The 13786-nt window shown below is 68.8% G+C and carries 11 protein-coding genes; 9 read left to right on the forward strand and 2 right to left on the reverse strand.

Annotated features, from left to right (window positions below; genetic code table 11):
- The first annotated feature begins 250 nt into the window (after window positions 1–250).
- The 3 genes from hemE (at window position 251) to rho (ending at window position 3401) form a co-directional block, all read left to right on the forward strand.
- Window positions 251–1288 (forward strand): uroporphyrinogen decarboxylase, encoded by a 1038-nt coding sequence (gene hemE, locus WBG79_RS15610; RefSeq protein WP_337358119.1) that lies wholly within the window; start codon window positions 251–253, stop codon window positions 1286–1288.
- A gap of 13 nt (window positions 1289–1301) precedes the next feature.
- Window positions 1302–1841, forward strand: a complete 540-nt coding sequence (hemJ, locus tag WBG79_RS15615; protein WP_337358120.1) for a protoporphyrinogen oxidase HemJ — start codon at window positions 1302–1304, stop codon at window positions 1839–1841.
- Window positions 1842–2135: 294 nt separating this feature from the next.
- The gene (gene rho / locus WBG79_RS15620) at window positions 2136–3401 is read left to right on the forward strand and encodes a transcription termination factor Rho (protein WP_337358121.1); all 1266 of its coding nucleotides are present in this window, start codon (window positions 2136–2138) and stop codon (window positions 3399–3401) included.
- Between the two features lie 105 nt (window positions 3402–3506).
- Here the strand turns inward: rho and WBG79_RS15625 are convergent, their stop codons facing one another.
- Window positions 3507–5561, reverse strand: a complete 2055-nt coding sequence (locus WBG79_RS15625; RefSeq protein ID WP_337358122.1) for a thioredoxin domain-containing protein — start codon at window positions 5559–5561, stop codon at window positions 3507–3509.
- A gap of 28 nt (window positions 5562–5589) precedes the next feature.
- Between WBG79_RS15625 and mnmE the strand changes: the two genes are divergently transcribed.
- From mnmE to WBG79_RS15650, 5 genes are all read left to right on the forward strand, one after another.
- Complete coding sequence (gene mnmE / locus WBG79_RS15630) at window positions 5590–6954, forward strand: tRNA uridine-5-carboxymethylaminomethyl(34) synthesis GTPase MnmE (protein ID WP_337358123.1); 1365 nt, start codon at window positions 5590–5592, stop codon at window positions 6952–6954.
- 133 nt (window positions 6955–7087) lie between these two features.
- A complete protein-coding gene (gene mnmG / locus WBG79_RS15635; RefSeq protein WP_337358124.1) occupies window positions 7088–8980 on the forward strand; it encodes a tRNA uridine-5-carboxymethylaminomethyl(34) synthesis enzyme MnmG in 1893 nt (630 codons plus the stop codon).
- A gap of 51 nt (window positions 8981–9031) precedes the next feature.
- Window positions 9032–9673, forward strand: coding sequence for a 16S rRNA (guanine(527)-N(7))-methyltransferase RsmG (gene rsmG / locus WBG79_RS15640; RefSeq protein WP_337358125.1), 642 nt, complete (start codon window positions 9032–9034; stop codon window positions 9671–9673).
- Window positions 9674–9692: 19 nt separating this feature from the next.
- Window positions 9693–10520 (forward strand): ParA family protein, encoded by an 828-nt coding sequence (locus tag WBG79_RS15645; protein WP_337358126.1) that lies wholly within the window; start codon window positions 9693–9695, stop codon window positions 10518–10520.
- A gap of 29 nt (window positions 10521–10549) precedes the next feature.
- Entirely contained in the window at window positions 10550–11419 is an 870-nt protein-coding gene (locus tag WBG79_RS15650; protein WP_443147465.1) for a ParB/RepB/Spo0J family partition protein, read from the forward strand.
- Window positions 11420–11494: 75 nt separating this feature from the next.
- On the opposite strand, the gene holA is transcribed toward WBG79_RS15650, so the two are convergent.
- The gene (gene holA / locus WBG79_RS15655; protein WP_337358128.1) at window positions 11495–12541 is read right to left on the reverse strand and encodes a DNA polymerase III subunit delta; all 1047 of its coding nucleotides are present in this window, start codon (window positions 12539–12541) and stop codon (window positions 11495–11497) included.
- A gap of 209 nt (window positions 12542–12750) precedes the next feature.
- Here holA and WBG79_RS15660 point away from each other — a divergent pair, with 209 nt between their 5' ends.
- Window positions 12751–13782, forward strand: a complete 1032-nt coding sequence (locus tag WBG79_RS15660; protein WP_337358129.1) for an ABC transporter substrate-binding protein — start codon at window positions 12751–12753, stop codon at window positions 13780–13782.
- Window positions 13783–13786: the final 4 nt, after the last annotated feature.

Here is a 13786-nt window from a genome sequence, read left to right on the forward strand (position 1 = left end):
ACTCCTTCTCCACAGGGGGGAGTCGCGGCGCGGCGGCGTTAACGGTCTGGTAAGAAAGGTAAATGAATGGTTAACGCCGACGCTCGGGAAAACAGGGGGCCGCGTCGGCCGTCCGCGCCGGAGGGCGTCGAGTTTCACGTGAGTCATTGTGGAGAGCCGCCGATCCCGGTAATCCACGGGCCAGACTCAACAACAGATCTCTTCTCGAAGAGAAATCTTTAGGGACGAGAAGGGACGAGGGACGTGCCCGATGGCGAGGGAAGGCCGGAAGCTCCTGGCGGTGATCGAGGGGGAGAGCGTCTTCCCGCCGCCGATCTGGATCATGCGGCAGGCGGGCCGCTATCTGCCGGAGTACAGGGCAACGCGGGCGGAGGCGGGCGGGTTCCTGGACCTCTGCTACAACCCGCGGCTGGCGACCGAGGTCACCCTGCAGCCGATCCGGCGCTACGGCTTCGATGCGGCCATCCTGTTCTCCGACATCCTGGTGATGCCGGATGCGCTCGGGCAGCCGGTGCGCTTCGCCGAAGGCGAGGGACCGCTTCTCGATCCGATCCGGCTCGACGAGGTGGGACGGCTGGATCCTTCCCGCATCGACGCGCACCTGGCGCCGGTTTTCGAGGCGGTCGCGTCCATCCGGGCGAAGCTGCCGGCCGAGACCACGCTTCTCGGCTTCTGCGGGGCCCCGTGGACGGTCGCCACCTACATGATCGCGGGACGGGGCACGCCCGACCAGGGACCCGCCCGGCGGGCCGCGCTGAGCGATCCTGAGGGCTTCCAACGGCTGATGGATCTCCTGGTGGAGGCTTCGGTGCGCTACCTGGCCCGGCAGATCGAGGCCGGCGCGGACGCGGTACAGATCTTCGACAGCTGGGCGGGCGTGCTGGACGATCTGGAGTTCGGCCGCTGGGTGGTCGAGCCGAACCGGCGGATCGTTGAGGGGCTCAGGGCCCTCAAGCCCGAGGCGCGGGTGATCGGCTTCCCGAAGGGGGCCGGGGCCATGCTGGAGGACTACGTGAGCCGCACGGGCGTGGACGCGGTCGGGCTCGACTGGACGGTCCCCCTCTCGTACGCACGGGATCGCCTCCAGCCCCGGACGGCGGTGCAGGGCAACCTCGACCCGCTCCGCGTGATCCTCGGCGGTCGGCCGATGGAGGAGGGCATCGACCGGATCCTCGCCGAGCTCGGACAGGGACGGCTGATCTTCAACCTCGGGCACGGAATCACGCCGGACGCCGATCCGGAGACGGTCGGACGGCTCGTCGAGCGCGTCCGCGCGGCGCGGCGCTGAGGGGCGGCCTGCCATGACCGTTCGGGACGAGACGACGGCCGGCAAGGCCAATCCGGGGCTCAGGGCCATGGTGGCGCTGGTCATCACCGTGGCGCTCTTCGGTGCCCTGGCCTGGGTCGCGCCCACCGGGGCCTACGACTGGGTCAAGGCGCTGCACGTGATCGCCATCATCTCCTGGATGGCCGGGATGCTATATCTGCCGCGGCTCTTCGTGAACCATTGCGGCGTGGCGGTCGGCTCGCCCGAATCGCAGTTGCTCAAGGGCATGGAGCGCCGCCTTCTGCGCATCATCGTCAATCCGGCGATGACGCTCGCCTGGGTGTCGGGGATCTGGATCGCCTGGAACGGTGCCTGGCTGAAGTCCGGCTGGTTCCACGGCAAGCTGCTGCTGGTCCTGCTGCTGTCGGGCGCGCACGGCTACTTCTCGGCGGCCGTCCGCAAGTTCGCCGAGGATCGCAACACCGTCTCCGAGCGCCACTGGCGCATGATCAACGAGATTCCGGCAGTGCTGATGATCGGGATCGTGATCCTCGTGGTCGTCAAGCCCTTCTGAGCCGATGCTCGTGTGGTGCGTGAACGCGTCCCGCCGGGCAGGGGCACTGAAACTTCGGCGGGGGGCTTGTTCGAATCCTCCGGCGCGACTAAATTCCCCGCGCCTCGCACTTCCCGAGAGACGGTCGGGCGGCACCCATCGGTCGCCGGCCCGACGCCACCGGAACAGATGTTCCGAGCGCGCGCTCCGTTTCTCTCGTTCCCCACCGTCCCGTTCCGATCCCTGTCCCCCCGTATCGGAACTCTCGCCGATCGGCCTCGCTTCAGGACGGCCCTGCCGAAAGAACCCCCGCCTATGCAGCAGTTGAAACTCCAGGACCTCAAGTCGAAATCGCCCACCGAACTGCTCGCCTTCGCGGAGGAGCTGGAGGTGGAGAACGCCAGCACGATGCGCAAGCAGGAGCTGATGTTCGCCATTCTGAAGCAGCTCGCGGCGCAGGACGTGGAGATCATCGGCGAGGGCGTCGTCGAAGTGCTGCAGGACGGGTTCGGGTTCCTGCGGTCCCCCGATGCGAACTACCTGCCCGGTCCGGACGACATCTACGTCTCGCCCTCCCAGATCCGCCGCTTCTCGCTCAGGACCGGCGATACGGTCGAAGGGCATATCCGCAGTCCGAAGGAAGGCGAGCGCTACTTCGCGCTCCTGAAGGTCAACACGATCAACTTCGAGGATCCCGACAAGGCGCGTCACAAGGTCCACTTCGACAACCTGACGCCGCTCTATCCGGACGAGCGCTTCAAGATGGAGCTCGACGAGCCGATCTCGAAGGACATGTCGGCGCGGGTGATCGACATCGTGGCACCCCTCGGCAAGGGACAGCGCGCCCTCATCGTGGCGCCGCCGCGCACCGGCAAGACGGTGCTCCTGCAGAACATCGCGCGATCGATCACGACCAACCACCCGGAGTGTTACCTCATCGTGCTGCTCATCGACGAGCGGCCCGAGGAAGTGACCGACATGCAGCGCACCGTGAAGGGCGAGGTCGTCTCCTCGACCTTCGACGAGCCGGCCATCCGCCACGTGCAGGTCGCCGAGATGGTGATCGAGAAGGCCAAGCGGCTGGTCGAGCATGGGCGCGACGTGATCATCCTGCTCGATTCCATCACGCGACTCGGGCGCGCCTACAACACGGTCGTGCCCTCCTCCGGCAAGGTGCTCACGGGCGGCGTGGACGCCAATGCGCTGCAGAGGCCGAAGCGCTTCTTCGGTGCGGCCCGGAACATCGAGGAGGGCGGCTCGCTGACCATCATCGCGACGGCGCTGATCGACACGGGCAGCCGCATGGACGAGGTGATCTTCGAGGAGTTCAAGGGCACCGGCAACTCGGAGCTCATCCTCGACCGCAAGGTGGCCGACAAGCGCACCTTCCCGTCGATGGACATCACGCGGTCGGGCACCCGCAAGGAGGAGCTCCTCGTGCCCTCCGACGTGCTCAAGAAGACCTACGTGCTGCGGCGCATCCTCACGCCGATGGGCACTGTCGACGCGATCGAGTTCTTGCTCGACAAGCTGCGGCAGACCAAGACGAACGCGGATTTCTTCGATTCCATGAACACCTGAGGCGCTCGGGCCCCACGCGATTCACGTGGAACACTGATCGATTCGGAGATGCAACGAAACCCGGTCCCGGCCGGGTTTCGTCCATTTGGAGAGGAGCCCTGCTCCTCAGCCCGGCGATGCGGCCCTGTCGGGCGCCACGACCGGCACGGCGGACAGAAGAGCCTGGAGCCGGTCCGGGTCGGTGGTCGGCAGCGAACAGGCGTTGGCCCTGCACACATAGACGGTGGCCCGGCCCTCGAGCGCCTCGCGACCCTGGGCCGGATGGTCGGCCGGCAGACCGGCCGTCGAGCGCAGCGGCAGGGCGACGACGCGCCGGTCCGCTGCACCGGCGATCACCCGCAGGAGCGCACGGGGGTCCGTAGCTTCCGGTGCGATCAGCACGGCCTCGATCGGCTCGAGACGGGTGTCCAGGGCATTCAGCAGCGAGGCCGTGCCATAGACGTTGGCCAGGATGTCCCCCGAGAAGGCCGTCAGGAGACGATCCGCCCGCTCGCGGTAGCGGTCCTCGCCGGTCAGGATCCACAGGCGCACGAGGCACTCGGCCATGAGGCCGTTCGGGTTCGGAGTCGCCTCGTCGAGGGGGGACTTGGGTCGCGTGATCAACGCCTCGGCGTCGTCGGCGGTCAGGAAGTAGCCGCCGGTCCTGTCGTCCCAGTGGTGGGCATGGAGAGCTTCCGCGAAGCCGACCGCATCGGTGAGGTAGGCGGGCTCGGTGGTCGCCGCGAACAGCGCCAGGGAGGCGGAAGTCAGAGCGGCGTGGTCGCTGGAAAGGCCCGGGAAGATCAGCTGTCCGCCGCGCCAGCTGTGGCCGAGGCGATCCTGCCGCGTCATCGTACCGGTGACGAACGCGTAGCAGCGCTTGGCGAGGTCAAGCCAGTCGGGGCGGTCCAACACCGCGGCGGCCCGTGCCAGCGCCGCGATGGCGAGACCGTTCCAGTCTGCCAGAACCTTGTCGTCGAGCCCCGGGCGAATGCGGTCGGCGCGGCGTCGGAGCAGGAGTTCGTGGGCTGCGGCGAGGCGGGCCTCCTCTTCGGCCCCGCGACGTTCGAGGGCGCCGAGGCGGTTGAGGATCACCTTTCCTTCCCAGTTGCCGGCGGGCGTGACGTCGTAGACGGCCTTGAACAGGGGAGCCTCCGGGCCGAGCACCGCGTCGATCTCGGCCTCCGTCCAGACGTAGAACCGGCCCTCTTCGCCTTCCGAATCGGCGTCCAGGCTGGACGCGAAGGCGCCTTCGGGGGTGAGCATCTCCCGCTCGAGCCATCCGACCGTCTCTTCGATTCGGATCCGGAACAAGGGATCCCCGGTCCGACACCAGGCGACGGTGAGGAGGTCGACGAGCTGGGCGTTGTCGTAGAGCATCTTTTCGAAATGGGGGACCAGCCACCGGTCGTCGACGGCGTATCGCGCGAAACCTCCGCCGAGGTGGTCGTAGATGCCGCCCTGGCAGAGTTGGCGCAGGGTCAGAAGGACTTGGTCGATCGGCTTGGAGTCCCCGGTCCGATGGCCGGCGCGCCAGAGGAGGTCGAGCAAGGCGGCCTGCGGGAACTTGGGCGCACCCCGGGTGCCGCCGGTGACCGGGTCCATCAGGCCGAGGAGGCGGGCGCCGGCCTCGTCGAGCAGGCCGCGGTGGAGGGCCACGCCCGAGCGCGCCCGCGCCTCGATGGCGGCGGTGAGAGCCGTCCGGTTCGCCTCCACCCTGTCGGGCTCCTCGCGGAAGACGCGGGCGACCTCCTGCATGACCTGGATGAAGCCGGGCCGCCCGTAGCGGGCCTCCTTGGGGAAGTAGGTGCCGCCCCAGACCGGACCGCCGTCCGGCGTCAGGAACATGGTGAGGGGCCAGCCGCCCTGCTGCCCGAGCGCGTGCAGCGCGGCCATGTAGATCTGGTCGACGTCGGGGCGCTCCTCGCGATCGACCTTGATGTTCACGAACAACCGGTTCATGACGTCGGCGACGGCCGGATCCTCGAAGGACTCGTGCGCCATGACGTGGCACCAGTGGCATGCCGCGTAGCCGACGGAGAGGAGAATGGGTCGTCCGGTCTCCCGCGCCTCCGCCAGCGCCTCCGGCCCCCACGGGCGCCAGTGGACCGGATTGCCGGCGTGTTGCCTGAGGTAGGGGCTCTGCGCTTGGTCGAGGAGATTGCGGGGGGCGAGCGGCACGACGGTTCTCCCAGGAGGTTCGGCCTGAATGCAGGAAGATAGGGCTTGGGGTCCCGGTTCCCACCCGGGAGCCGCGGGGTACGGGGAGGCAGTCCGGGCCGAGACGATCTTCGCGGTCTCGAGCGGGCCGGTGCCGTCCGGTGTGGCCGTGATCCGGATCAGCGGTCCGCATGCCCGATTCGTGGCCGAAACGATGGCCGGCGGGCTGCCGCCGCCGCGCCGAGCGTCGCTCCGCCGCATTCGGGCCAGGGACGGTCGCCTGCTCGACGAGGGCCTGGTTCTATGGATGCCGGGGCCGCGCAGCTTCACCGGCGAGGACATGGCGGAACTGCATGTGCATGGGGGACGGGCGGTGGTCGCCGCCGTCCTGGAGGAACTCGGATCCCTGAACGGGCTCCGTCCTGCCGAGGCGGGGGACTTCAGCCGGCGCGCCTTCCTGAACGGGCGTCTGGACCTGACCGAGATCGAGGGCCTGGCCGACCTGATCGGGGCCGAAACGGAGTGGCAGCGGCGCCAGGCGATACGCCAGGCGGACGGCGCTCTGCGGCGCCTCTACGAGGGATGGCGGAGCGAGATCCTCGCCCTGCGGGGGTTCGCCGAGGCGGAGCTCGATTTCGCTGACGAGGCGGATGTTCCGGAGTCGGTGGGCGCGGGGCTGTCGGAGGGGGCGGCCGTGTTGGCGTCGGCCATCGAGCGGCATCTCGCCGACGGGCATCGCGGCGAGCGCCTGCGCGCCGGGTTCGAGGTCGTGCTGATGGGACCGCCGAATGCCGGGAAGTCCAGTCTCCTGAATGCGCTGGCGCGGCGGGAGGCGGCGATCGTCTCGACGACGCCCGGGACGACCCGGGACCTCATCGAGATCCACCTCGACATCGGGGGTTGGCCCGTGACGCTGGTCGATGCGGCCGGTGTCCGGGTAGGCGGCGATGCGATCGAGCAGGAAGGGATCCGGCGGGCCCTGACGCGGGCGTCCACCGCGGACCTGGTGCTGTGGCTCGACGCTGCCGATCTGCCGCCTTCCGATCCGCCCGCAGACGTGGATGCGGAGAAGGTCCTGCGGCTCGTCAGCAAGGTCGACTTGAGCTCGGACAGCAAACGTGGCGTCTCCGTGGAGACCGGTGCGGGGCTCGACGACCTGCTGGCCGCCATCAGCGAGCGCGCAGCCGGCCAGCTCCTGCCTGGGCCCGAGCCGGCCCTGACCCGAACCCGGCACCGGGCCGCGCTGGACACGGCCGCGTCCGCGCTGCGACGGGCGTCGAGTGTCGGCCTGCTTCCCGAGTTCCGGGCGGAGGAACTGAGGCATGCCGGAGATGCGCTGGGCCGAGTCACCGGGGTGATCGCCGTCGATGACGTCCTGGACGTCATATTCTCGCAGTTCTGCATCGGAAAATAAGGTCATTTCGTATTCGGTTCGATTCATTGTTTCACGTGAAACACCGATTCGACTCCGAACCGATCGGATTTTGACGTCCGGGGGTTCAACGCGCTAGAGCAGGGCCAGATGGCCCGTGTGACGGAGAAGAGACGTGAAGGCCGATGTAATCGTGATCGGGGGTGGGCATGCCGGGGTGGAGGCCGCCGCGGCGTCCGCCCGTGTCGGGGCGTCGACCGTGCTCGTCACCCATCGCGCGGATACGATCGGAGCCATGTCGTGCAATCCGGCGATCGGCGGCTTGGGCAAAGGTCATCTCGTCCGCGAGGTGGATGCTCTCGACGGACTCATGGGTCGCGTGGCCGATCTCGGGGGAATCCAGTTTCGTGTGCTCAACAGGCGGAAGGGTCCGGCGGTGCGCGGCCCCAGGGCGCAGGCCGACCGGCGTCTCTACGCCGCGGCCATGCGGGCGGCCATCGCCGAAACGGAGCGGCTGACCGTGGTCGAGGGGGAGGTCACGGACCTCTCTCTGGAGAATGGACGCGTGGAGGGTGTCCGTCTCGGAGACGGCCAGTTCATCCCGTGCGGCGCCGTGGTGGTGACGACCGGGACCTTTCTGCGGGGGGTGATCCACATCGGCGACAGGCGCATGCCGGCCGGGCGCATGGGGGAGGCTCCCTCACTGGGGCTTTCGCGGCGCTTCGCCGACCTGGGATTCACGCTGGGACGCCTGAAAACGGGGACGCCACCGCGGCTTGACGGGCGCACGATCGATTGGAGCGCGGTCGAGATGCAGGCCGGCGACGACGTGCCGGAGGCCTTTTCGGCGCTGACGACGCGTCTGCCGAACCCGCAAGTCTCCTGCGGCATCACGCGGACCACCCCCGCGACCCATGCGGTCATCCGTGGCAATCTGGAGCGATCGGCCCTTTACGGCGGGCATATCGAGAGCCGCGGTCCGCGCTACTGTCCGTCCATCGAGGACAAGATCGTCCGCTTCGGCGACCGGGAGGGGCACCAGGTGTTCCTCGAACCCGAAGGACTGGACGATCCGACCGTCTACCCGAACGGGATCTCGACCTCGCTCCCCGAGGACGCGCAGCTGGCCCTGCTTGCCACCATCCCGGGGCTTGGGCATGTCCGCATGGTGCGGCCCGGCTACGCCATCGAGTATGACCATGTGGACCCGCGCGAACTCGAGCCCACCCTGGAAACGCGGCGTGCGCGGGGGCTCTTTCTCGCCGGCCAGATCAACGGAACCACGGGGTACGAGGAAGCGGCCGCGCAGGGCCTGGTCGCCGGGCTGAATGCGGCTCGATTCGTGTCCGGAACGGTCGGCTGCGTCTTCACGCGCTCGGAAGGCTATGTCGGGGTGATGATCGACGACCTGGTGACCCGGGGCATCACCGAACCATACCGGATGTTCACCTCGCGGGCGGAATTCCGGCTGACGCTGCGCGCCGACAATGCCGATCAGCGGCTGACGGCCCGCGGGATCGAACTCGGTCTGGTGGGGGCGGAGCGCCGCGCTGTGTTCACCGCCAAGATGCAGGCCGTGGAGGCGGCGAGGGCGCTGGCGCGGTCGCTGACCACGACGCCGAGCGAGGCCGCCCGTATGGGCATTCCCGTGAACCGGGACGGGGTGCGCCGCTCCTGCTTCGACCTTCTGGCCTATCCCGAGATCACGGTCGAGCGCCTCGTGGCGCTGTGGCCGGACCTTGCGGCCCTTTCTCCCGGCGTGGCCGAGCAGCTCGAAACCGACGCCAAGTACGCGGTCTACATGGAACGGCAGGCGGCCGATATCGAAGCCCTGCGCCGGGACGAGGCGCTCGCCATCCCGGACGGCTTCGACTATGCGGGGTTGCCGGGGCTCTCGAACGAGTGCCGGCAGAAGCTCTCCGCCGTGCGGCCAAGGACCATCGGCCAGGCCTCGCGCGTCGACGGGATGACGCCGGCCGCCCTCACCCTCGTCCTCGCCCATGTGCGCAAGGCGGAGGCGAAGAGCGGCCCGCAGGGCCGCGGGCTTGCGAGGGGGCCAGGGGCGTGATTCCCTGGCGGGGTCACTGCGCACCGCGAGAGCGATCGATTCGAAACCGAAATGCCATCACGCCTGCCCGAGACTCCCGACAGCCTGGACGCCGTGCTGACTGTTTCCCGTGAAACAAAGGAACGGCTGTCCGTCTATGTCGAGCTGGTCCGGAAGTGGCAGCGCAGCCAGAACCTGATCGCCCCCGGAACGGTCGAGCGGATCTGGACCCGGCACGTAGCCGACTCGGCCCAGGCCTTGGCGGCGTTGCCCGAGGCCCGGCGCTGGGCGGACCTTGGATCCGGGGCGGGCTTTCCGGGCCTGGTCACGGCCATCTGTCTCGCCGGCGCGCCGGGGGCGCATGTGCATCTGGTGGAGAGCAACCGGGGCAAGGCGTCCTTTCTGCGGACCGTGATCCGCGAGACGGGTGCCCCGGCGTCGGTCCATGCGGAACGGATCGAGGGCTTCACGGCCACCTTCGCGGAGCCGGTCGACGCGGTGTCGGCGCGGGCGCTCGCGCCTCTTGCGGACCTCTGTCGGTTGGCCGAGCCGTTGTCCCGTCGCGGGGCAGCCCTGGTTTTCCACAAGGGACAAGATTTTGCGTCCGAGCTCGCCGAAGCTACTCAATCTTGGGTCCTCGATCTGGTAGAACATCCAAGCCGGATCGATCCGGGCGGCCGGATCGTCGTGATTCGATCGCTCAGACCCCGCTGATGGGAGACCGGAGCAGGCCATGTCGGTTCTCATGAAATCGCCTCGCGTGCTCGCGCTCGCCAACCAGAAGGGCGGCGTGGGCAAGACGACCACCGCGATCAATCTCGGCACGGCGCTGGCCGCCATCGGCGAGTCGGTGCTGATCGTCGACCTCGACCCTCAGGGCAACGCCTCTACGGGCCTGGGCATCGAGCGGAAGGCCCGCAAGCGATCGACCTACGACGTGCTGGTCGGCGAATCCACGATCGAGGAGGTGGTGGTCGAGACGGCGGTGCCGCGGCTCTGGGTGGCGCCCTCGACGCTCGATCTGCTCGGCGTCGAACTGGAGATCGCCGGCACGGCGGACCGGGCCTTCCGGCTGCGCAAGGCGATCGCGGCCTGCGCCGGGTCGACCGACCCGGCCGTGCCGCGCTTCACCTATGTGCTCGTCGATTGCCCGCCCTCGCTGAACCTCCTGACCATCAACGCCATGACGGCCTCGCATTCGGTTCTGGTGCCGCTACAGTGCGAGTTCTTCGCGCTCGAAGGCCTGTCGCAGCTGCTGTCGACGGTCGAGCAGGTGCGCGGGTCGCTGAATCCGGAGCTCACCATCCACGGCATCGTGCTGACCATGTACGACGCCCGCAACAACCTGTCGGGCCAGGTGGTCGCGGACGTGCGCCAGCACATGGGCGAAACGGTCTACGAGACCATCATTCCCCGCAACGTGCGGGTCTCGGAGGCGCCCTCCTACGGCAAGCCGGCGCTGCTCTACGACCTGAAATGCACCGGCAGCCAGGCCTATCTCCGGCTCGCCTCGGAGATCATCCAGCGCGAACGGCGGCTCCGCTCCGCTGCGGCGGCGTGAATGTTCCGGTATCGAAACGGACTGGGGGTATGGTGATGGCGGACAATCGCAGACTGGGCCGGGGGCTTGCGGCCCTCCTGGGCGACATGGCCGAGCCGGACACCGGGTCGGATCGCGGCGGTGCGAAGCGCGTCCCGATCGAGTTCGTGCGCGCCAATCCCCGGAACCCCCGCCGGAGCTTCGCGGAGGCCGATCTCGCCGACCTCGCCCAGTCGGTGCGCGAGAAGGGCATTGTTCAGCCGATCCTGGTCCGACCGGCCCGAGGCATGCCGAACGTCTTCGAGATCATCGCCGGCGAACGACGGTGGCGGGCGGCCCAGCGGGCCGGCCTGCACGAGGTTCCGGTGCTGGTCCAGGACGTGACCGATAAGGAGGCCCTGGAGCTCGCCATCATCGAGAACGTCCAGCGGACGGACCTGAACGCGCTTGAGGAGGCCTACGGCTACGAGCAGCTGATCGCCGAGTTCGGCTACACGCAGCAGGATCTCGGGCAGGTGATCGGCAAGAGCCGCAGCCACGTGGCCAACACGCTGCGCCTTCTCAAGCTGCCCGAGAGGGTGAAGGACTATGTGCGCGAGGGGCGGCTGACGGCCGGGCATGCCCGTGCGCTGGTGGGCGCTGCGGATCCCGAGGGTCTGGCGGCGCGGATCGTCGAAGAGGGCATGACGGTCCGCGACGCCGAGGCGCTGGCGCAGGCGCCGAAGGCCGTCGAACCCGCCAAGGCCGAGAAGGCCAGGCGCGAGAAGGACGCGGACACGAAGGCGCTGGAGAAGTCCTTGTCCGACCTTCTGGGCCTCGCGGTCGCGATCGAGCACAAGGACGGGGGCGCCGGCGAAGTCCGGATCCGCTATCGGACGCTCGAGCAGCTGGACGAGGTCTGCCGTCGCCTGCGGGACTGACGGCCGGACGAGACCTTGGGCAATACGAGGGCCGCGACGGGCAGCACCCGCCGCGGCCTTCGTGCTTTCAGGAGATCAGCGCCGCGAGGCGGACGAGGCCGCGCGGGCGGCGCGGGCCAACTGAAGGAAGGCCTCGGACAGCAGGGCCGAGGCGAGCGTTGGCTTCAGACGCGACTGGACCATGGCCTCGTCGAGAATGCCGAGAGCGCGGTCGATGCGCGGCAGCGACCAGAGACCGAGCTGGCGGACAACCGCCGGGCGCCGCTTGTAGAAGACGGGTGGCTGCAGCCTCTCCACGACGGCATCGGGCCTCTGCCCCGTTTCCATCTCGGCGCGGGCGCGCTGCAGCGTATGGAAGTGCCGAATCACCATGGTGCCGGCCACGGAGGCGGGGGTGCCGGAGGCCTCGAGTCGCGTCAGGACGCTGTCGAGCGTCTCGGGGTCGCCTCCCGCCACCGCGTCCACCACCTCGTCCATTGCAAAGGCCGAGGCGTCTCCCACGATCGCCGCGACATCGTCCTCGGTGATGCGGCCGCGGCCATGGGCATAGAGGCAGAGTTTGCGGACCTCGCTGCGCGACGCCAGCCGGTCGGCGCCGAGCAGGGATTCGAGCGCGTGGCGGGCGGCCGGATCGACCGCCAGGCCCGCGAGGCGGGCCTCGTCGTCGATCAGCCGGCCGATGGCCGCGGTGTCGTCGGCCATGCAGGCGATGGCGACCGCGCGGGGGTGGTCCTCGAAGCGCTTGCGCAGGCCCGTGCCGCGTTTCAGGTCGCCGGCCTCGATGACCACGAGGCTCTGCAGGTCGTCGATGGCGAAGAGCGGCTCGACGGCGCCGAGCAGGTTGGCGCGGCCCGGGTCGCGCAACCAGACCACGCGGCGCCCGCCGAACATGGAGACCGTCAGGGCTTCGTCGACGAGGCGCGACGGGTCCCCGGCGAGGTCGGTGCCCGCGAGGCGGACGAGCGTGAAGGGGTCGTCCACGCCGCCCGTGACGGCGTTCACGATGGCGCGGCCCCGTTCGGCGACGAGGCCCTCGTCGGAACCGAACACGAGGACGAGGCTGGCGCCGGCCGGCGGCTTCTTCTGGAAGGACTCGATCTCGGTGGGCTTCAGGGCGACCATGGACGACCGATTCGGAGGCGGAACGAGGGACGGACCTGCCCGTCCTTCTCGCATCTCTGCGGGACGGGCGCCAGCGCCGGGGCGCGCCGCGCCAGGGATGCCGTCGCAGCATGGCGTGCCGCGCGCATTTTGCACTTCAGCTTTTTTCGCGGGCACCATAGCTTGGCGTCGGCTCCCGATCCGGAGCCGATCGTCTTCGAGGATTGCCCATGCTCCGTGCCACAGTCGCCGCCGCCGTCACGCTCGCCCTGGTCGCCGCCGGACCGGCCCCCGCGCAGGGCAAGAAGACGCTGACCATCTCCTGGTGGGGCTTCAACGGCGACAAGCTAGAAGAATACCTGATGAAGCCGTTCAAGGCGCAGTGCGGCTGCGACATCGTCTACGAGACGGGAAACAATGCCGATCGCCTGAACAAGGTGAAGATCCGCGGCGGGGGTGGCGTGGACCTCATCTATCTCACCGACAGCTTTTCGGAGATCGGCATCAAGGAAGGGCTGTTCCAGAAGATCGACCGGTCGAAGATCCCGAATCTTGCAGGCGTGTACGACATCGCGAAGGCGCCGCAGGGCGACTATGGCCCGGCCTATACGCTCGGGCGCTACGGGATCATCTACGACTCCGCCAAGGTGAAGCCGCCCGTGACGGCCTGGAAGGACTTGTGGCGCGCCGACCTGAAGAGCGCCCTGTCGCTGCCCGGCATCACCACCACGGCCGGGCCCATGACGGTGATCCTGGCCGGCACCTATGCGGGCTCGGACGCGTTCAAGGATCCGGACGCGGCCTTCAAGGCCCTGGCGGGACTGAAGCCGAACCTCGTGAAGACCTACAACACGGGGTCGGAGCTCGTGAACCTGTTCTCGACCGGCGAGATCACCACGGCGGCCGCGCAGGACTTCACGCTGGCGCAGATCCAGAAGGCCGTCCCGACCGCCGTCTGGGCGGACCTGTCGGACGGGGCCTACGCGACGCTCAACACGATCAACATCACCAAGGGGGCGAAGGAGGTCGAACTCGCCCACCAGTTCATCGACTTCCTGCTTCGCCCGGACATCCAGCAGAAGCTCGCCGAGAACGGCGTCGACGCGCCCGTGGTGAAGTCCGTGACGCTGACGCCCGAGCAGGCCCGGCAATGGACCTACGGCGCCGCCATGGTGGCGTCCCTCAAGCCGGTCGACATGGCGAAGATGAATGCCGCCAAGGCCGAGTGGACCGACCGCTGGCAGGAGCTCTTCGGCAAGTGAGCGG

This window comes from Prosthecomicrobium sp. N25 (assembly GCF_037203705.1).
In the GTDB taxonomy this organism is placed as follows: Bacteria; Pseudomonadota; Alphaproteobacteria; order Rhizobiales; family Ancalomicrobiaceae; genus Prosthecodimorpha.

Coding starts and splice junctions, on each gene's coding strand:
- WBG79_RS15645 (WP_337358126.1), top strand. CDS start 9,693: ATGTCGGTTCTCATGAAATCGCCTCGCGTGCTCGCGCTCGCCAACCAG.
- mnmE (WP_337358123.1), top strand. CDS start 5,590: ATGCAGGAAGATAGGGCTTGGGGTCCCGGTTCCCACCCGGGAGCCGCG.
- WBG79_RS15650 (WP_443147465.1), top strand. CDS start 10,550: ATGGTGATGGCGGACAATCGCAGACTGGGCCGGGGGCTTGCGGCCCTC.
- rho (WP_337358121.1), top strand. CDS start 2,136: ATGCAGCAGTTGAAACTCCAGGACCTCAAGTCGAAATCGCCCACCGAA.
- hemE (WP_337358119.1), top strand. CDS start 251: ATGGCGAGGGAAGGCCGGAAGCTCCTGGCGGTGATCGAGGGGGAGAGC.
- holA (WP_337358128.1), bottom strand. CDS start 12,541: ATGGTCGCCCTGAAGCCCACCGAGATCGAGTCCTTCCAGAAGAAGCCG.
- hemJ (WP_337358120.1), top strand. CDS start 1,302: ATGACCGTTCGGGACGAGACGACGGCCGGCAAGGCCAATCCGGGGCTC.
- rsmG (WP_337358125.1), top strand. CDS start 9,032: ATGCCATCACGCCTGCCCGAGACTCCCGACAGCCTGGACGCCGTGCTG.
- WBG79_RS15660 (WP_337358129.1), top strand. CDS start 12,751: ATGCTCCGTGCCACAGTCGCCGCCGCCGTCACGCTCGCCCTGGTCGCC.